Origin of the sequence: Enterobacter sp. MEB024 (genome assembly GCF_030209635.1) — a bacterium.
Lineage (GTDB): Bacteria > Pseudomonadota > Gammaproteobacteria > Enterobacterales > Enterobacteriaceae > Enterobacter > Enterobacter ludwigii.
Genome location: NZ_JARVRQ010000002.1, coordinates 643,802 through 662,689, shown reverse-complemented (window position 1 = coordinate 662,689; position 18,888 = coordinate 643,802). Strand labels below are relative to the sequence as shown.

The following is an 18,888-nucleotide window of genomic DNA, read 5'->3' as shown; positions in this document are numbered from 1 at the left end:
ACAGTTTTACGCGATTCTCACTGTCACAGCAAGCGGTCTTTGGGTAATTAGTATGGTTATTCCCTTTTGCCAAACGCGACTTTCAGGCGTTCAAGCCAGCCATCCATCGCGCTCCGGGTGAGCAGTTTTATCGCCCGTACCGCAGGCAGTCCTTGTTCAGTGAGCGGGGTGAACTGTGCGGCACTGAAGCGGTCCGGAGAACGCGTCAACAAGTCGATTGCCGCCGAAAGCGCCGGCGAATCAAGAGAAATATCATCATGGCTGTTTACCAGGATCTCACCCGTCAGGTCGAGCAGGATGGGCTCATGGCTGAGTACCGGCGTCAGCGCTTCAAGGGCGGGTTCGGCCTGCCAGCGGGAAAGCGATTCAAGCTGATGCGCGCTGGCATAACGCAGTTCAACGACAGGTAAAAGCGCCACCCAGGACTCAGGAGCGGCTGGCAGCGTGTGCGGCTGAATATGGTGGCCGGGTAGCCAGCGTACAGGATGCCCCAGCAGAGCCTGAAAGACGGCCACCACGCGTGCCTGAAAACCGATAAAGCCGATAATCTGATTAATAAGCACCATGTCGTAGGTTGTCAGGCCCACCTCATCAAGCTGCTGCTGTGCTTTATCATCGATGACATCAGGTGAGCTGGCGAGCTGACGGGCGTACTGGGTGATTTGTGCCAGGCGGCGGTTACTTTCGCGTGAGGAGTCAGGACCGGGAAGCGGAGCGAGGAGGGCGGCATAGTGGTTACACAACCGTTGGACGCCACAGGCCTGCGCGACAGTTAATGCAGTACTCAATCTGTCGTAGGCGCTGAGCGTATGCAGTCGGTTAACGGAGATTGAGAGCGGAAACAACAGGTGGCATAAGGTTCTGGCAGGGGTGAGCCAGCCGGTACAGGCGGCGACAATCTCGTCAGGCAGGGCTAAATCGAGCAAAAAACGATCGTCGACGTTAGCGGCTTCGGGCACCAGAGGCAGAACATCCGTCTGCGCGTGGTTTGACTGGGTTTCGTGGTACCAGTGGCCTTTGCCGGAAAAACGGCGTTGTTCCATGGGCGTTCCTTGATCTCAAAATGGCGATCAATATCCTGGCGTAAGGCAGATGTGGGGAAAAATATTGTTAGGTGATAACAAATAGCTGAACGGAATAACGACGGGGTCGGGCGGAGGAAGGAAAACTCTCTTCCCGTGAGGGAAGAGAGTCACAGCTTATTTAATTTCCAGCTCGTTCATTGCAGCGATGTTGAAGCCGCCGTCAACGTGAACCACTTCGCCGGAGATACCCGCGGAAAGGTCAGAGCACAGGAACGCTGCAGAGTTACCCACATCTTCAATGGTAACGGTACGACGAATCGGCGTAACCGCTTCGCAGTGCGCCAGCATTTTACGGAAATCTTTGATACCGGAAGCTGCCAGGGTACGGATTGGACCCGCGGAGATAGCGTTCACACGCACACCTTCTGGACCCATCGCGTTCGCCATGTAGCGGACGTTTGCTTCCAGAGACGCTTTAGCCAGACCCATAACGTTGTAGTTAGGGATAGCACGTTCTGCGCCCAGATAGGACAGGGTCAGCAGAGCTGCGCCTGGGTTCAGCATCGCACGGCAAGATTTAGCCATTGCCACGAAGCTGTAGGAGCTGATGTCGTGAGCGATTTTGAAACCATCACGGGTTACCGCGTTCACGTAGTCGCCGTCCAGCTGATCGCCAGGAGCGAAGCCGATGGAGTGAACGAAACCGTCGAATTTCGGCCATGCTTTTGCCAGTTCAGCAAACATGCCATCGATGCTTTCGTCTTGTGCAACGTCGCATTCCAGAACAAGGCTGGAACCCAGCTGCGCGGCAAACTCTTCTACACGGCCTTTCAGCTTGTCGTTCTGGTAGGTGAACGCCAGCTCAGCGCCTTCGCGATGCATAGCCTGTGCGATGCCGTATGCGATGGACAGTTTGCTGGCAACGCCAGTTACCAGAATGCGCTTACCGGAAAGAAAACCCATAGATTTAATCCTTATATTCATTGCTTATTTTTTGCCTTGTAAATCATAGCATTACAGGCAACATTTCAAAGTCATTCGAAATTAGCTCGAAATTATATCCCACTCAGTGCCCCTTGTGTCACGCTATTTCTCGCTCAAAGCCCGTGACGTATGTCATGGAAGGGGGTGAGCGAACGCGTTATCACGCTGTTTCACAGGCATCCGTCCATTATATCACTGCACGACCGGTTCGCCTCATCCAACCAGAGGCGGGCGTTTTTGCGCAAAATGATCCGTTCAGTGGATTTTACGTATTACAATCCAGTTAGAGTCAAAACATGAAAGAAATCATTAACAAACACGTTATAGACTGGGTTGAAGATAATATTTTATCTCTGGAGCATATCGATCGGCTGGTCGTAAAAACGGGTTACAGCAGAAGGACGCTCGAAATCTGGTTTAAACACCAATTCCACCAGTCGCTGGGTGAGTATATGCTCAGGAGACGAATGAGCTATGCCGCGTCTTTATTAAGGATGACGTCGCTGCCGGTCACCGAAATCGCTCACATTTTTCAGTATCATAGTGGACAGGGTTTTGCCCGCGCGTTTAAGAAATTGACCGGGAAAACACCGTCTCAATATCGAAGCGATGAAATATGGGACTTCCAGCGTTACCATCCTTCACTGTTATTAGAAGGGCTCCGTAAACCTGACGTGAAGATATGTCGGCTGGCGCGGACGTTTTCCTATAACGATACCCTGACGGAATATGATCATATTTTTAATCCTGCGATACAGGATGTGACCAAAAGACTGAGAAAACTTTTGCTTGATCATCGTGGGGAGGTAAAAGAAATCGCCATCAGGGGACGGCGTCCAGAAGGCCTGGATAAAAGCCGGGAAAACATGGCTGAAGTCATAATTGATTATCTGTCACCGGATAATACGTCGCACCAAAAACAGGAATATCATTTTTCCGGTAAATATGCCGTTATGCGGTATGACGGTAGCTGGTGCGCCTACGGTAAGCTCAGCAAAAAGAACTATTTGTGGGTAATGTCTTATCATCAATTCAGGCTGCGTAATGAAACCCATTTAATGACGTTCCATTCCTGCTCCGAAGATAAGGTCGTATTTGATATTTATATACCCATAGTCTGAGTCTGGCACCGTCTCGTAATTAAAACGAATCAGTCAGTACGGGCTCTCATCTGTGAGCCCTGACGCTATATATTCCTCGCAAAACAGATGTTTTACAAATGAAGTTGTGAACGATGAAAGAAGAATTGTATCGATTCGATGATGATGATATCGACTCAATTGCCTATTCCGTCGCATTTAGCGAATGGCTCGGTATCGATAATCTGCAGGATTGTGCCCTGACAAGAATTTCGGAGGAGGATAGGGGGGAATATGAGCGAAAGTTAGAGGAGTTTCGCCATTTCTTTCAATATGCTTCAGGGGAGGAGTATTTTTCACATTTTCTTTTACAGAATAAAACGCATCACTGAGTTTAACATATACGGATATATGGAATGCATGCATGAGGATTGCACAGTTATTAGTTAAGACGCTAATTGTCGGAACGGTTTCTTTTCCTTACGCGACGGTGTCGGCCATGACACCAGCGGAACATAGTCAGTATGACGCTCTGATTATCGAGGCGAGAAAAGGCAATACGGAACCAGCCTTGTCCTGGTTTTCAGGCCACCATCGGCTTGATGAGTCTCAGGTCGCCGACTGGATGCAAATCGCCCTGTGGGCCGGTAAAGATAATGAGGTTATCAACGTCTATTCACAATACAAACATCATACGTTACCGGCGAGGGCCTATTCAGCGCTGGCGATAGCCTATCGCAACAAGCAGGTAAGAGTGATCTCACTGGTGAGTAAAGCGCAGTAGGGAATATCCCGGTTCGGTACGACATCGACCGGGATAATCCACTTCAACAGACTGAGGTCGGTTAACTGAAGCATCTGAAAAGAGGGTGGCAAGCCTGACCGGTTTGCCCATCGATGTTAAGCAGAGAATGGTGTAAATCGCTCTGCCGTTTCACGTCTTTTATTTATGCGGTATTAATGAACATGAATAACATTACGTTGGCTGAGAAAATGATCGTGCTGTCCGGTGCGCTGCTGTTTGCACTGATGATCGCGGTGAACTCCTTTTTTGTTAATGATAATCCAGGTTTCAGGGTACCCATGACAACCTATTTGATCGTCATGATTGCGCTATTTTTTCTGGATACCATTATCTCTATTTTTATCCAGATGCAGTATGCGTCTGACCGATCTCATTTATCCCTGTTAATCCTGAGCATGGCGTTTCTGAGCGGTCTCATCTATTTCATAGAAACGATTATCGTCATTCAGCTTCCTGAAGACGCAGGGTTAACCCATACGCTAAAAACTAACGATACGGCGGTATTTTATTTTTTCCGCCAGTTAAGTTTGATTTTTTTGCTGGGGCTTGCTGTATGGGTGGAGAAACACACGGCACGGCGACGGTTCACATTACGGAATAAGGTCTGGCTGGCGCTAATATCGTTAATCCCCCTGGTTATGTTCCCGGTGCTGGCCCATGCTTTGAGCAGCTACAATCCAACCTGGACATTAACGATAGCCGCGTATCGCCCCGATCAGTATCATCCTGTCTGGGATGTCCGCTACGTTAACGCTCTGATAGTTCTCTGGTCGGCCCTGGCCTGCTACATGACTTACGTGACACGCTTTTCATCTGGCGTCTGGAACAGCATCATCGTGGTGTGCCTTTCTGCGATCACCTATAACTTTTTCCTGCTCTTACTCGATACGTATAACCTGTCGCTCTGGTATATCAGCCGGGCGGTAGAAGTGTTCAGTAAACTATTTGTTATCTGTACCTTACTGTTACATGTCTTCAGCTTGCTGAGATTTTTTGGCGATCGGGTTAACCGCGATCCCCTTACGCAGATCTTCAACCGCAAGTATTTTTTTGAGGCACTTCAGCGGCTCCGCATGCTCAGAACAGAAAAGGGCACCAGCATTATGATGCTGGATATCGATAACTTTAAGACCATTAATGACACCTGGGGACATCCTGTGGGGGACCGCGTCATTCTGGCGGTCGTGGATATTATTAAAGACAGTATTCGTGATAATGACGTCTTTGCCAGACTGGGAGGTGAAGAGTTTGGCCTGCTGTTGCCCGACACGGACAGGAGTATGGCCGTAGCCGTCGCAGAACGTATTCGCAAGAATGTTGAGCAACGCACCGGGCAGGGTAACCTGTACGCGGTGCCCCTGACGGTAACGTTAAGTATTGGCGTGTGCTCAGCCATTCAGGAAAACGTCAACAGTAGCGATATCATTCGTGATGTGGATGAAGCACTGTATGAGGCCAAGCACGGTGGTAAAAACAGAACCGTGTGCAGACAGGCCGCAGGGTCGGTCTGAACCGGCGTTGCGCGCCTCCCGCGGTGTGATTTACGCGCAAGAAAAAACGGGGTTATAACACAGGGATGTAAATATCAAAGTTAACGCACTCATCGCTGCAGGCGTTAAAACGCATTAAATGAATGCCATCGCGCAACGTCAGGCGGTTCGTCACCATTGCCTTAACAAACGCAATTTTGTTATAGGCGCTATAACATTCCCAGCTGCCTTCAAAGGACATTTTTGCATATTTTCCGGTAAGTAAAAGTGTGTCTTTCTTTGTTGTTTTAGTGCTGTCTAAACAATATGAAATTAAGACTTCTACCAGATAGGAACGGCTTTTACCCAGACGTTCTGGTCGGCGCGGCACTATGGCAAGCTGTTGGATCCGATCGCGATTCTCAAGCAGGAGTTTTTTGATTTTTTTAGTGACATCGTGCACCGCTGTATCAAAAAGATGATCGTGCTCTATAATCTCATGGGTATACGGAAAAATCTCATTGAGTTCACAGAGTGTTATTTCGGGTGTTTTAAGATCGTCTAATAAAAATGAGGGCTGAAGGATATCAAAATCCCACTCTTTTGCATTTCTGTATTCAGAAGGGGTGAGTCCCGACATCTTTTTAAAGGCTCTTGAAAACCCCTGGCTGCTTTGGTAGTGAAATAAATAAGCAATGTCCGTAACGGGAAGCGACGTCATTCTGAGCATGATGGCTGCAAGGCTCAGCCTTCTCCTTAGGATGTACTCACCTAAAGAGAGGTGATATTTCTCTTTAAACCATGTTTCCATGGTTCTTCTGCTATACCCGGTATCTTTAACCAATTGATCAATATGTAAAATAGAAAAATTATTTTCCTCTACCCAGGTGAGAATATATTTACTAATACTTTCTTTCATTCGATATCTACAGCGTGTGGCGTCATGACGTAATTAATAAATTGCCGGTGGGGCTTATGCCAAATACTTGCTTTATTGCGGTGTGATTCTGGCAATGACCTTAATTTCAAAATCAAAGCCCGCAAGCCAGTTTACCCCCACGGCCGTCCAGTTCGGATAAGGGGGGCGGGGGAACGCTAATTTTTTGGCTTCCATGATGGTTGAAAACTGATTTTCAGGATCGGTATGAAACGTCGTCACGTCGATCACATCATCAAACGTACATCCCGCGGCAGAAAGCGTAGCCTGGAGATTATCAAAAGCCAGTTGTACCTGAGCGACGAAATCCGTTTCAGGTGTGCCATCGCTGCGGCTTCCAACCTGGCCTGAGACAAATAACAGATCGCCAGAGCGAATGGCAGCAGAATAGCCATGTTCTTCATAGAGGGCATGACGATTAGCGGGAAATACAGGTTCACGTGGGTGCATGGCATTTCCTTTTCGATTGGGGGTATTGTTGAGATCACGCGGTCGTATTAACATACGCGGCGTATGTCAAAATCTAAACCACATACGCCACGTATGTCAAACGGAAAAACACAACGTAACCAAGGACGTCTTATGGCTGCAAAAAGCCGTGCCGAAACGGCCCAGGAAAATCGCGAAAAAATGATACAGGCAGGGCGCAAAGCTTTTGCCGAGAAAGGCTATGCCGCAGCCTCCATGGATGAGTTGACCGCAAGCGTGGGGTTAACACGTGGAGCGCTATACCATAATTTCACTGACAAGAAAGGCTTGCTGGCTGCGGTGGTCGCCCAGATAGACAGCGAAATGGCACGAAAGGCGAAGGAAATTGCCGCCAGCGCCGAGAATGACTGGGAACGACTGCTGGCGGAAGGCGTCGCTTACATCAAAATGGCGCTCGATCCGGAAGTGCAGCGTATTGTACTGCGTGATGGTCCGGCTGTTCTGGGTGACCCGGCCCACTGGCCCAGCCAGAATAGCTGCCTGGAATCTACCCGTCAGACCATAGAAAAAATGATTGAACGCAAGGTCCTGAAAGACATGGATGCAAACGTCGCTGCACAGCTGTTAAATGGCGCTGCGCTCAATGCTGCACTGTTGATAGCCGCCAGTGACGATCCGCAGAAGACGTTGCCACATGCGATTGAGGTGTTTGTCCTGCTTGCAAGCGGGTTACGCCATCAGTGAAAGGAAAGGGTTAACGCGCGCGAGCTGCTATTTAACCCTTAAAGGAACGGGTGTGCCGGGGGCATTTTTGTCGGATAAGGGGCGTTAAAACGCCGCGAGGATTTCGCGTGTGGTGAGCGTTGTTAATCCGCCCCTTGCACCAACGCGCTAGCGGTCTTTTCTCCACGCGTCCGCGGTTAATGCTTCACCGAAATGGCCGGCGATCAATCGCTTAGTCAGTTCATGAAGCGGAGAGGCCATAACATCTGCGGTACTGCCACGTTCAACGACCTCACCCTGATGCATGACCATCACCTGGTCGCTGATGTGTTTCATCATCCCCAGATGTTGGGTCACGTAGATATACGAGATACCCTGTTTTTCCTGTAATTCGAGCATCAGGTTAATTAACTGCGATCGCATCGACATATCCAGCGAGGCGAGCGCTTCGTCGGCGATGATCACTTTCGGGCGCAATATCAGCGCACGCGCGAGCCCAAGACGCTGTTTCTGGCCGGGGGCGAGCATGTGCGGGTAATAGCTCTCGTGATCGGGCAGCAGCCCAACCATCCGCAGGGTTTCAAAAACGCGTTTGCGTCGCGCTTCTGGCTCGAGATCGGTATTCAGACGCAGCGGAAAATCGAGGATTTGCGAAATACGCTGACGCGGGTTGAGCGATGTCGACGGATCCTGGAAGATCATACGGATACGCTGGCTGCGGAAAGAGTAATCGCCGAATTCCAGCGGATGGTCATCTATCAGCACTTCGCCGCCGGAAGGTTCAACCATGCCTGCCAGCATCTTCGCCAGCGTGGATTTACCGGAACCGTTCTCACCGATGATTGCCAGCGTCTGTTTTTCGCGCAGGGTAAAGCTGAGCGGCTTCACGGCTTCAACGGTCTGACGATGGAACAGTCCGGTACGGTAGCGAAAGGTCTTACTCAGGTTACGGACTTCCAGTAAGGTTTCGACCATTTCACTCTCTCTCCATGTTCAGCGGGAAATGACAGGCATATAGATGATTTTTAGCCCCTGTCAGGCGTGGCGTCTCAATACATTTACGCTGCGCATACGGGCACCGCGGCCCCAGACGACAGCCAATCGGCAAGGACTCCAGCAGCGGGATAGCCCCGGGCAGGGTATTCAGGCGACTCTTGTGCGGCATGGCGCTGCCAAAATCTGGAATGGCGCGGATCAGCGCCTGCGTATACGGATGATGCGGCGCGGTGATGAGGTCTTCACTCGGAGCGGTTTCGACCGTCTGCCCGCAGTACATCACATCAATCTTATCAGCCCATTTGCTGAGCATTTGCAGGTCGTGACTGATTAACAAAATGGTGGTGTTGTTGTTCTGATTCAGACGCGTCAGCAGGCGGAAAATCTGCGCCTGCGTGGTCGGTTCCATCGCGTTGGTCGGTTCATCCGCAATCAGCAGACGCGGCTGATTGGCCAGCGCGATGGCAATCATCACTTTCTGACACTCACCATCGGTCAGTTCGTACGGAAAACTGCGCATGGCATCTTTATGATCTTTGATCCCGACGCGGTGCAACAGCTCAATTGCACGACGCTTACGCCAGCCGAACCGTTGCCACCAGCGGCCTTTATAGGTCCATCCGGGAATGTTCTGCATCAGCTGTTTGCCCACGCGCTCGGAAGGGTCAAGACAGGATTGCGGCTCCTGGAAAATCATTGATACGTTATGGCCGACCAGCTTGCGACGCTCGCGGGGAGAGAGGCGTTGCAGGTCGATATCATCAAAACGCATACGGTCAGCGGTGACGCGCCAGTTATCCTTCGCCACGCCACAGATGGCTTTGGCGATCAGGCTTTTCCCTGAACCGGATTCACCCACCAGCCCGCGAATTTCACCCTCAGCAAGGGTGATACTGATGCGATCGACGGCTTTCACCCAGCCTTCACCGGTTTTGAACTCGATGGTCAGGTTGCGAATATCAAGAAGCGGCATTATTGCACCCCCGCATTAATTGCACGGCGTATACCATCGCCCAGCAGGTTAACAAGCAGCACACTCACCATAATGGCTGCGCCCGGTAACATGACCGTCCACGGCGCAACGTAGATAAGCTCGAGCGCGTCACCGAGCATCGCGCCCCATTCAGGCGACGGCAGCTGCGCGCCGAGATCGAGAAAACCGAGCGCCGCGATGTCCAGAATCGCCATCGACAGGGCGCGGGTGATCTCCGTGACCAGCCCGGCAGCGATGTTCGGCAGTACGGCAAACCAAAGGATGTTTAAGGTTGTTGCACCGTCCAGGCGAGCTGCGACGACATACTCTTTTTCCAGCTCGTCATGCACCATGCTGTATACCGAACGCACGATGCGGGGCAGGATCGCCAGCCAGACCGCGAACATGGCATGCGACAGGTGTGGCCCGACAAACGCCACCACAATAATGGCCAGCAGCAGGGACGGAATAGAGAGCAGGGTGTCGAGAATGTGGTTCAGTGCCGCCGAGCGCAGGCCATGCGTCGACCCGGCAAAGATGCCGAGCGCCAGACCGCAGATGGTGGCAGCAAACGTCACCACAAATGCACCGCCGACCGTCGGCGCCGCGCCGCTCAACAGGCGGCTCAATACGTCACGCCCGAGGTCGTCCGTACCGAGGAAGAAAGAGACCTCACCGTAGCGCGACCAGGATGGGGGCAGCAGCTGATAGCCAAGGAACTGCTGATCAATACCGTAGGGCGCAAACCAGGAGCCAAAAACGCAGAGCAACACCAGCCCGGCGAAGCCATAAAGGCCAATCATTGCCGTGGTGTCACCATAGAATTTACGCCACACGGTACGCAGCGCACCGGGCGTGCGCTTTTCACTGTATACGTTATCGTAGGGCATACCATTCCTTATGCTTCAACGGGTTGGCCATAGCACCCAAAATATCGGAAATCACGTTAACAATAATCACCAGAGAGCCAATCACCATGACGCCCGCCGAAATGGCGGCGTAGTCCTGCTGGCGGATAGCATTGATCAACCATCGTCCCAGCCCCGGCCAGCTGAAGACCATTTCGGTAATCATCGCCAGGGTGAGCATGGTGGAAAACTGGAGCCCCAGTCGCGGGATCACAGGCGGCAGGGCATTATGCAGCACATTACGGCGCAAGATAGTCAGGCGCGATAAGCCGCGCGTGGCGGCCGCTTTGACATAGTTCTGATCAAACACCTCGATGGTGCTCAGGCGCATCAGGCGGATCACTTCGGTTGTCGGTGCCACCGCCAGCGTCAGTACCGGCAAGACCATATGGCGTACGGCGCTGACGATCATCTCATGTCGCCAGGCTGAATCAGACAGCCAGGCGTCAACGATAGCAAACCCGGTCACCGTTTTTACCGTATACAACAGGTCAAAACGGCCAGAAACCGGCAGCCAGCCCAGGTTGAGGGAGAAGAAAAGCGTCAGCAGCAGCGCCAGCCAGAAGATCGGGATCGAGAAGCCGAGCAGGGCGAGGGCGCTGATAAATTTATCCTGCCATTTGTTGCGATAAATCCCTGCCAGCATCCCTACCGGAATACCAACCATTAAGGCAAAACCGAACGCCAGAATGCACAGCTCCATTGTCGCCGGGAAAACCTCTTTCAGCTGCTCAGAGATGAGCTGTCCGTTGATGCTTGAAACACCGAAATCCCAGTGCAGCAGACCGTTAAACCAGAAGAGCCACGCATCCCACAGCGACGACCCCTGAAGCGGGGCGTGCGGGGTGAAATAGCTCAGACTGAAACCAACAAAGGTCAGGAAAAAGAGCGTCACCAACAGCAGCAGAAGGCGGCGCAAGGTAAAAATGATCATGGTTTTTTCACCTCTTGTTCTTTTTCGCGAGACACGCCAGCGAAGGAGGCGTTGCCGAACGGACTCAACACCAGGCCTTTAATATCATAGCGATAGGCCTGCAGGCGCAGGGACGAGGCCAGCGGCAGCACGGGCAGCTCTTCGGCAAGGATCTTCTGCGCTTCATCATAGGCGTCTATGCGTGACGCCAGCTGTTGGGACGCCAGCGCTTTTTGCAGCACGCCGTCAAATTCCCGGTTGCACCAGTGGGCGTAGTTGGTCTGGGAGTTAATCGCCGCACAGCTCAGCAACGGACGGAAGAAGCTGTCCGGGTCATTACTGTCGGTCGCCCAGCCTGTCAGGGTTAAATCATGGTTCATGTCCATCAGGCGCGCCTCCTGGAAACGACCCTCAACCGGCACGATGATCACTTTCACCCCCACCTGCGCCATATCTGCCTGCAACAGCTCGGCGGTCTTCAGCGGGCTTGGGTTCCAGGCCTGAGAGCTGGTCGGTACCCAGAGTTGCAGCGTCAGGTTTTCTGCCCCCAGCGCTTTCAGCTGTTCACGCGCTTTTGCCGGGTTGTATTCCGTAATTTTAGCTTCACTGTCATAGGCCCACGAGGCTCGCGGCAAAATAGAGGCGGCGGTTTCTGCCGTACCGTAATAGATCGACTGCATCAGACGCTGGTTGTTGATGGCCAGCGCCAGCGCGTGGCGTACGGCAGGGTTGTTCAGTGGCGGCTTATCGGTATTAAACGCCAGATAGGCGATGTTCATGCCGGGGCGTAACGTCAGGCGCAAACGCGGATCGTCGCGCAAAATGGTGAGCTGGCTGGCAGCAGGCCACGCCAGCACGTCGCACTCCCCGGTCAGCAGTTTTGATAAACGCCCCGTCCCGCCAGAGCCAAGATCGACCACTACCTGTGGCATTAGCGGCGTGCCGCGCCAGAAATGCGCATGGCGCTGCAGGCGGATATATTGTCCGGAGCGATATTCGGCCAGCTGGAACGGACCGGTACCGACTGGCTGACGGTCGATTAACTCCTGACGATCGATTTTGCTCAGGTTCGCAGCGTATTCAGCAGACATAACGGACGCATAGTGGGTGGCCAGGTGCCAGAGGAAAGAGGCATCCGGGCGCTTCAGCGAAAACTCCACCGTGCGGTTATCCAGCTTGCGAACGCTTTTAACGGTATCGGCAAACTGCAGGCTGTCGAAGTAGGGGAAGTTACTGCCGTTAACGTTATGCCACGGGTGATTACGGTTAAAGATACGCTGGAACGTAAAGACCACGTCATCCGCGTTCAGTTTGCGCGTTGGGGTAAACCATGGCGTGTGCTGAAATGCGACATCATCGCGCAGGTGGAAACGGTAGGTCGCGCCGTTATCCAGGACTTCCCAGCTTTCGGCAAGCTCTGGCACCAGACGGTAGGTGTAGGGATCCACATCAAGCAGACGGTCATAGAGTTGCGCGGCAAGGGTATCCACAATCAGGCCGCTGCCCGCTTTTTGCGGGTTAAATGTATCAACCTGACCGCTTACGCAATAGACGAAGCCGCTGTCGCGAATATCAGGTTGCGTAGCGGGTTCGGGCGCAGCAAACGCCAGGCTGCTGAACAGACCAAGTGCAAAGAAGGACGATAAAACCAGACGCATAATTTTTAAGGTTTTTAGGTTCGATCTGCAAAGTGTATCGCACTTACGCCTGCTTCGTAAAAATGTCTGCGGGTAAGTGCTGATATTGTCAGCGCATTTGATGCTTTTTGAGCAATGCCCTTAATTGATGGTAGGTCAGACCCAGGAGTTCAGCCGCCCGTTTCTGGTTATATTTCGCCACCCTCAGGCTCTGCTCAAGCAGCTGTTGTTCCTGTTCATGCTGGAACTGCCGCAAATCCAGGGGAAGTGAAGGGGAAGCCCCGGACACGGGCGGGGCGGAAGCTGGCTGCGGGCTACGCTGAAAAGGATCAAGAATAATGTTATCCAGCTCGGTCTCACTGCTGCCGTGGCGATAGACAGAACGCTCCACGACGTTTTTTAACTCACGGATATTTCCCGGCCAGTGGTAAGCGAGGAGTGTCTCCTTTGCATACTCGCTGAACCCCGGAAAAAGCGGCAGGCCGAGCTCGCGACACATCTGAATCGCAAACTGCTCTGCCAGCAGCATGATGTCGCTTCTTCGCTCGCGCAGCGGCGGGAGCTGAACGACGTCAAAGGCCAGCCGGTCGAGCAGGTCGGCACGGAATTTATCCTCTGCCACCATTTGCGGGAGGTTGGCATTGGTCGCGCACACCAGACGCACGTTGACCTGCAGCGGCTGGCTACCGCCGACGCGCTCCAGCTCGCCATATTCAATCACGCGCAGCAGCTTTTCCTGTACCAGCATGGGCGCGGTGGCCAGTTCATCAAGAAACAGCGTGCCGCCATCGGCGCGTTCAAAACGACCCGGATGGCGTTTTTGGGCACCGGTAAAAGCACCGGCTTCATGACCGAAAAGCTCCGTGTCGAGCAGATTTTCATTCAACGCTGCGCAGTTAAGCGAAATGAAGGGGCCATCCCAGCGTCCGGATAAATAATGTAGACGGTTAGCAATCAGTTCCTTACCCGTGCCGCGCTCACCGATAATAAGCACTGGCTTGTTGAGCGGCGCGAGACGGGAGACCTGTTCGAGGACTTCCAGAAAACTGTTGGCTTCGCCGAGTAAATTGTCTTTGTATCCAGCCATGATGAAATTAACCACTCCTTAGTGATATTCACCAAATGAGCATAGTGTGCCGATGCCTGGAAATCAACCACATCAAGTAAAATCAACAAGATAAAAACTTGGCACGGTATTTGTATTAGCTATGTAGCAGGGCATCGCCCGATAACAGAACTATGAGGATCACATTATGGGTATTTTTTCTCGTTTCGCCGACATCGTGAACGCCAATATCAACTCACTGCTTGAGAAAGCGGAAGATCCGCAGAAGCTGGTGCGCCTGATGATTCAGGAAATGGAAGATACGCTGGTTGAAGTGCGTTCTACCTCCGCCCGTGCGCTGGCTGAGAAAAAACAGTTAACGCGCCGCATTGAGCAGGCGACCGCTCAGCTTAACGAATGGCAGGAAAAAGCAGAACTTGCGCTGCGTAAAGATAAAGAAGACCTGGCCCGCGCCGCGCTGATTGAAAAACAGAAGCTGGCAGACATGGTCGCGACGCTCGAGCATGAAGTCACACTGGTCGATGATACGCTTTCGCGTATGAAGAAAGAGATTGGTGAGCTTGAGAACAAACTGAACGAAACGCGTGCGCGTCAGCAGGCGCTGGCATTGCGCCACCAGGCGGCAAGCTCATCCCGCGATGTACGTCGCCAGCTGGATAGCGGTAAGCTGGATGAAGCAATGGCACGTTTTGAGTCGTTTGAACGCCGTATCGACCATATGGAAGCGGAAGCGGAAAGTCACAGCATTGGTAAACAAAAGTCACTGGATCAGCAGTTCGCTGACCTGAAAGCGGACGATGAAATCAGCGAGCAACTTGCTGCGCTGAAAGCCAAAATGAAGCAAGACAACCAATAATAATTTGTGCGGCACCTGAGCGTGCCGCCACGCATCGTAAGACAAGGAGTACACATGAGCGCGCTTTTTCTGGCTATTCCCCTGACCATTTTCGTGCTGTTTGTTCTGCCGATTTGGTTATGGCTGCACTACAGCAACCGTTCTTCACGTGGTGAACTTTCCCAGAGTGAACAACAGCGTCTCGTACAGCTGACCGAACAGGCGAATAAAATGCGCGAACGCATTCAGGCGCTGGAAGATATCCTCGATGCAGAACATCCAAACTGGAGGGACCGTTAATGGCTGGACTGAACCTGAACAAAAAATTGTGGCGTATTCCGCAGCAGGGAATGGTACGCGGCGTCTGTGCCGGACTGGCCCATTATCTTGATGTCCCGGTCAAACTGGTTCGCGTGGTAACGGTGCTGTCGATCTTCTTCGGTCTGGCGTTTATCACCCTGGTGGCGTACATCGTGCTGTCGTTTGTACTCGACCCGATGCCGGAAGGTGAACTGGCCGCAGAAGGCGCACCGACCAGCAACGATCTTCTCAACGCGGTTGACGATCAACTCGCCGCTGGGGAGAAGCGGTTACGTGAGATGGAGCGCTATGTCACGTCTGACACCTTCACGCTGAGAAGCCGTTTTCGTCAGCTTTAAGAGAGAATATACATGAAGCAAAACTGGCAACAGGCCGGTCAGAAGGTAAAACCCGGCCTGAAAATCGCAGGTAAACTGGTCCTGCTGACGGCATTACGTTTCGGCCCGGCAGGTGTGGCGGGTTGGGCGATAAAATCTGTTGCCCGCAAGCCGGTAAGAATGTTGCTGGCTGTGGCGCTCGAACCTCTGCTGCAAAAAGTGGCAAAACGGCTTTCACGCCGCTACTTTCCCCAATAATTCCTGCGTACGTTAGCCTTTCTCGTTTTCGGGGCAGGCTAGCGATACTTCTTCGCTTTCCCTTTCTTTCTTTGCGGCAGCTCACAATACTGCGTTGAGCTGCTTTGCAATCGCCTTTTTCTGCGTCCCGGTCCGTTGACAGATATTTTTCATGGGAGTAGATTGCGTTCCGTGGGACCGCTACCATGGAAAATAAAATGCAGGCTAAAATTAAAGAAATCATTAATCTTGTTTACGGGGAATCATTTTCCGATACCCATTTTTCGGTGTTGCTGGAAAAGATTGATAACGCGATTTCTGTTATTACAGATAAGCGTAAGGTGGGGTGGGATGAAAAAGATGTTGTCCTGATTACGTATGCCGATCAGTTTTCGGCAGAAGGGGAGAAAGCCCTGCCGGTTTTCACACGGTTTTATAATAAGTGGCTCTCTCACTCCTTTTCACATGTTCATCTTTTACCTTTTTATCCGTGGTCTTCTGACGACGGTTTTTCTGTTATTGATTACCACGAAGTTGCACCAGAAACAGGAACGTGGCAGGACATCGCCGAATTAAAACAATCAGCCAGTTTGATGTTTGATTTCGTCTGCAATCACATGTCGGCGCAAAGTCAATGGTTCGCGAATTACCTTAAGCAAATGCCGGGGTATAACGATTTCTTCATTTCTGTTGACCCTGAAACGGATCTGTCGGCCGTCACGCGACCGCGTGCTTTGCCCCTCCTCACGCCGTTTACGCTTCACGATGGCAGCGTACGCCACCTGTGGACCACCTTCAGCAGCGACCAGGTCGATCTCAATTTTGCCTCTCCTCAGGTCCTGATTGCGATGGTAGACGTGCTGCTGCACTACCTGACTGAAGGGGCGCGCTACATTCGTCTGGATGCCGTTGGGTTTATGTGGAAGATACCCGGAACGAGCTGTATCCATCTGGAACAAACCCATCAGCTTATCCAGCTTTTCCGTGCCATTACCGAGGCTGTCGCGCCGGGTACGGTGATAATCACTGAGACCAATGTCCCGCATAAAGACAACGTTGCCTATTTTGGTGATGGCAACAATGAAGCGCAGATGGTGTATCAGTTCTCCTTGCCGCCGCTTGTGCTGCATGCGGTACACCGTCAGGATGTCCGGGCGCTGTGTCAGTGGGCGTCGTCGTTGACGCTTCCTTCCACGAAAACCACCTGGTTTAACTTTTTGGCCTCGCATGATGGGATTGGCCTCAATCCGTTACGCGGAATTTTACCCGAGTCTGAGATCCTCTCGCTGGTTGAGAAACTTCAGGCCGAGGGGGCGCTGGTCAACTGGAAAAACAATCCGGATGGAACGCGAAGCCCGTATGAAATCAATGTCACTTATCTTGATGCGTTAAGCACAAGGGACTGCGATGATAATCACCGTATTTCCCGGTTTATTCTGGCTCATGCTGTACTCCTGAGTTTCCCCGGTGTGCCTGCCGTCTATATTCAAAGTATTCTTGGCTCGCGTAATGATTATGAGGGCGTGGAGCGCCTGGGATATAACCGTGCGATTAACCGCAAAAAATACCTCGCCGGTGCAATCGACAGTGAGCTTGAGAACGAAAATAGTCTGCGGCAGAAAGTCTATTATAGATTGCGTGAATTAATCTCCCTGAGGCGTGCAGAAAAAGCATTCCACCCTGACAGTCAGGCTTGTTTTAGTACGGCAGGCGAGCATGTATTAAAAATAATGCGTATTGCGCAAAGTGGCGAAAAAGTTACCGCGTTATTTAATTTCAGCGATCGCGTTCAAACGCTTGAGTCGAATATTCCATCCGGCAGGGAATTGATCGCCGGGAAAGATATTTCTGGTACGACTTTGACCCTTAATCCATGGCAGGTGTTGTGGATTAAAGAAAACTAAAAAAGGACCTTAAACATGAATATGCCCAAAATTGTGCTGATATCAGCACTGGTTTCGTGCGCCTTGTTGTCAGGCTGTAAAGATGACAAACCCTCTGCTGTCACCATTGAGTTTATGCACTCCTCAGTTGAACAGGAGCGTCAGGCGGTAATTACAAAACTGATTGAAAAATTCGAGAAAGAGAACCCGACGATTACGGTGAAACAGGTACCGGTAGAAGAGGATGCCTACAACACCAAAGTGATTACGTTGGCCCGCACCGGTGCGCTGCCCGAGGTCATTGAGGTCAGCCATGACTACGCAAAAGTCATGGATAAAGAGCAGCTGCTGGACCGGGATGCGATCAACGCCGCCATCAAAGCGGTGGGCGAAAACACCTTCTATGACGGAATTTTACGTGTCGTTCGCACGGAAGACGGCTCAGCCTGGACGGGGGTGCCAATCAGCGCCTGGCTGTCTGGCGTCTGGTATCACAAAGATGTGCTTGCTGCGGCGGGTATTGAGGAGCCGCATAACTGGGAACAGCTGCTGAAAGCCAGCCAACGCCTCAACGATCCGGCTAAAAAACGCTATGGCATTGCGCTACCCACGGCGGAAAGCGTGATGACCGAGCAGGCGTTTTCTCAGTTTGCGCTTTCCGGTGGCGCGAACGTTTTTGACGCCAACGGGAAAATCAACATTGATACCCCGGAAATGGTGAACGCGCTGGCGTTCTATAAAGCACTGGCCGCGACCACCATGCCGGGCTCGAACGATGTCATGGAGATTAAAGATGCCTTTATGAATGGTTCGGCACCGATGGCGGTGTATTCCACCTATATCCTGCCGGCGGTCTATAAAGACGGCAACCCAGCCAACCTGGGCTTTGTCGTTCCGACTGAAACGTCTTCAGCGGTCTACGGCATGGTCACATCGCTGACGATCACCTCCGGTCAAACAGAAGATGAAACCCAGGCTGCACAGAAGTTTGTCACCTGGATGGAGCAGGCACAGAACGCGTCTGACTGGGTGATGATGTCCCCGGGGGCCGCGCTACCGGTGAACAAACTGGTTGTCGGCACGGACTCCTGGAAAGACAACGAGGTCATTAAAGCGTTTGGTCAACTTCCCTACGAGCTTATCGCCCAGTTCCCGAATGTGCAGGTATTTGGCGCCGTGGGCGACAAAAACTTTACCCGCATGGGTGATGTAACGGGGTCCGGCATCATCAGTTCCATGGTGCATAACGTCACAGTAGGTCAACAGGATCTCAGTGCAACGTTAAGCAAAAGCCAGAAGCGACTGACTGACCTGATTTCACAACGATAGGAGCGCTCTGCGGAAGGAAATT

Annotated in this window: 21 protein-coding genes; 11 read left to right on the top strand and 10 right to left on the bottom strand. The window is 52.0% G+C overall.

Annotated elements, in window-relative coordinates; translation table 11 throughout:
• Positions 1-56: 56 nt before the first annotated feature.
• Together QRN24_RS05330 and fabI are read right to left on the bottom strand one after the other, a co-directional pair.
• Positions 57-1,043, bottom strand: coding sequence for a CMD domain-containing protein (locus QRN24_RS05330; RefSeq protein WP_284942450.1), 987 nt, complete (start codon positions 1,041-1,043; stop codon positions 57-59).
• A 156-nt stretch (positions 1,044-1,199) separates the two neighbouring features.
• Positions 1,200-1,988 carry an enoyl-ACP reductase FabI gene (gene fabI / locus QRN24_RS05325; RefSeq protein WP_020882447.1) on the bottom strand — a complete coding sequence of 263 codons (789 nt, stop codon included), beginning with the start codon at positions 1,986-1,988 and terminating at the stop codon, positions 1,200-1,202.
• A gap of 317 nt (positions 1,989-2,305) precedes the next feature.
• On the opposite strand from fabI, the gene QRN24_RS05320 reads away from it, so the two are divergent.
• The 4 genes from QRN24_RS05320 to QRN24_RS05305 all read left to right on the top strand — a co-directional run bounded on the left by QRN24_RS05320 (position 2,306) and on the right by QRN24_RS05305 (position 5,404).
• Positions 2,306-3,130: a helix-turn-helix transcriptional regulator gene (locus QRN24_RS05320; protein WP_063214348.1), complete on the top strand. Its 825-nt coding sequence runs from the start codon at positions 2,306-2,308 to the stop codon at positions 3,128-3,130.
• 113 nt (positions 3,131-3,243) lie between these two features.
• Positions 3,244-3,480 carry a hypothetical protein gene (locus tag QRN24_RS05315; RefSeq protein ID WP_284942449.1) on the top strand — a complete coding sequence of 79 codons (237 nt, stop codon included), beginning with the start codon at positions 3,244-3,246 and terminating at the stop codon, positions 3,478-3,480.
• 107 nt (positions 3,481-3,587) lie between these two features.
• Complete coding sequence (locus tag QRN24_RS05310) at positions 3,588-3,872, top strand: hypothetical protein (protein ID WP_032678287.1); 285 nt, start codon at positions 3,588-3,590, stop codon at positions 3,870-3,872.
• A gap of 182 nt (positions 3,873-4,054) precedes the next feature.
• Complete coding sequence (locus QRN24_RS05305; RefSeq protein ID WP_134178752.1) at positions 4,055-5,404, top strand: sensor domain-containing diguanylate cyclase; 1,350 nt, start codon at positions 4,055-4,057, stop codon at positions 5,402-5,404.
• A gap of 52 nt (positions 5,405-5,456) precedes the next feature.
• On the opposite strand, the gene QRN24_RS05300 is transcribed toward QRN24_RS05305, so the two are convergent.
• Positions 5,457-6,281 (bottom strand): helix-turn-helix domain-containing protein, encoded by an 825-nt coding sequence (locus QRN24_RS05300; RefSeq protein ID WP_134178753.1) that lies wholly within the window; start codon positions 6,279-6,281, stop codon positions 5,457-5,459.
• Positions 6,282-6,353: 72 nt separating this feature from the next.
• Positions 6,354-6,749 carry a RidA family protein gene (locus QRN24_RS05295; RefSeq protein WP_134178754.1) on the bottom strand — a complete coding sequence of 132 codons (396 nt, stop codon included), beginning with the start codon at positions 6,747-6,749 and terminating at the stop codon, positions 6,354-6,356.
• A gap of 132 nt (positions 6,750-6,881) precedes the next feature.
• Between QRN24_RS05295 and QRN24_RS05290 the strand changes: the two genes are divergently transcribed.
• Positions 6,882-7,472 carry a TetR/AcrR family transcriptional regulator gene (locus tag QRN24_RS05290; RefSeq protein WP_032678285.1) on the top strand — a complete coding sequence of 197 codons (591 nt, stop codon included), beginning with the start codon at positions 6,882-6,884 and terminating at the stop codon, positions 7,470-7,472.
• Between the two features lie 147 nt (positions 7,473-7,619).
• On the opposite strand, the gene sapF is transcribed toward QRN24_RS05290, so the two are convergent.
• The 6 genes from sapF to pspF form a co-directional block, all read right to left on the bottom strand.
• Positions 7,620-8,426: a putrescine export ABC transporter ATP-binding protein SapF gene (sapF, locus tag QRN24_RS05285; RefSeq protein ID WP_014170351.1), complete on the bottom strand. Its 807-nt coding sequence runs from the start codon at positions 8,424-8,426 to the stop codon at positions 7,620-7,622.
• A gap of 1 nt (position 8,427) precedes the next feature.
• Positions 8,428-9,420, bottom strand: a complete 993-nt coding sequence (gene sapD, locus QRN24_RS05280) for a putrescine export ABC transporter ATP-binding protein SapD (protein ID WP_014170350.1) — start codon at positions 9,418-9,420, stop codon at positions 8,428-8,430.
• Entirely contained in the window at positions 9,420-10,310 is an 891-nt protein-coding gene (sapC, locus tag QRN24_RS05275) for a putrescine export ABC transporter permease SapC (protein WP_014170349.1), read from the bottom strand. Before sapC ends, sapD begins: the two co-directional genes overlap by 1 nt.
• Complete coding sequence (sapB, locus tag QRN24_RS05270) at positions 10,297-11,262, bottom strand: putrescine export ABC transporter permease SapB (RefSeq protein WP_014170348.1); 966 nt, start codon at positions 11,260-11,262, stop codon at positions 10,297-10,299. Before sapB ends, sapC begins: the two co-directional genes overlap by 14 nt.
• Positions 11,259-12,899 carry an ABC transporter substrate-binding protein SapA gene (sapA, locus tag QRN24_RS05265; protein ID WP_020882454.1) on the bottom strand — a complete coding sequence of 547 codons (1,641 nt, stop codon included), beginning with the start codon at positions 12,897-12,899 and terminating at the stop codon, positions 11,259-11,261. The genes sapB and sapA overlap by 4 nt, the downstream gene beginning before the upstream one ends.
• 88 nt (positions 12,900-12,987) lie before the next feature.
• Positions 12,988-13,965 carry a phage shock protein operon transcriptional activator gene (gene pspF, locus QRN24_RS05260; protein ID WP_044857368.1) on the bottom strand — a complete coding sequence of 326 codons (978 nt, stop codon included), beginning with the start codon at positions 13,963-13,965 and terminating at the stop codon, positions 12,988-12,990.
• A 166-nt stretch (positions 13,966-14,131) separates the two neighbouring features.
• Here pspF and pspA point away from each other — a divergent pair, with 166 nt between their 5' ends.
• From pspA to QRN24_RS05230, 6 genes are all read left to right on the top strand, one after another.
• Positions 14,132-14,800 (top strand): phage shock protein PspA, encoded by a 669-nt coding sequence (pspA, locus tag QRN24_RS05255; protein ID WP_014170345.1) that lies wholly within the window; start codon positions 14,132-14,134, stop codon positions 14,798-14,800.
• Between the two features lie 54 nt (positions 14,801-14,854).
• The gene (pspB, locus tag QRN24_RS05250) at positions 14,855-15,079 is read left to right on the top strand and encodes an envelope stress response membrane protein PspB (RefSeq protein WP_025204011.1); all 225 of its coding nucleotides are present in this window, start codon (positions 14,855-14,857) and stop codon (positions 15,077-15,079) included.
• Entirely contained in the window at positions 15,079-15,438 is a 360-nt protein-coding gene (pspC, locus tag QRN24_RS05245; protein ID WP_014170343.1) for an envelope stress response membrane protein PspC, read from the top strand. Before pspB ends, pspC begins: the two co-directional genes overlap by 1 nt.
• Positions 15,439-15,450: 12 nt before the next feature.
• The gene (gene pspD / locus QRN24_RS05240; RefSeq protein ID WP_014170342.1) at positions 15,451-15,675 is read left to right on the top strand and encodes a phage shock protein PspD; all 225 of its coding nucleotides are present in this window, start codon (positions 15,451-15,453) and stop codon (positions 15,673-15,675) included.
• Between the two features lie 185 nt (positions 15,676-15,860).
• Entirely contained in the window at positions 15,861-17,558 is a 1,698-nt protein-coding gene (locus tag QRN24_RS05235) for a sugar phosphorylase (RefSeq protein WP_284942448.1), read from the top strand.
• 15 nt (positions 17,559-17,573) lie between these two features.
• Positions 17,574-18,866, top strand: a complete 1,293-nt coding sequence (locus tag QRN24_RS05230) for an ABC transporter substrate-binding protein (protein WP_284942447.1) — start codon at positions 17,574-17,576, stop codon at positions 18,864-18,866.
• Positions 18,867-18,888: the final 22 nt, after the last annotated feature.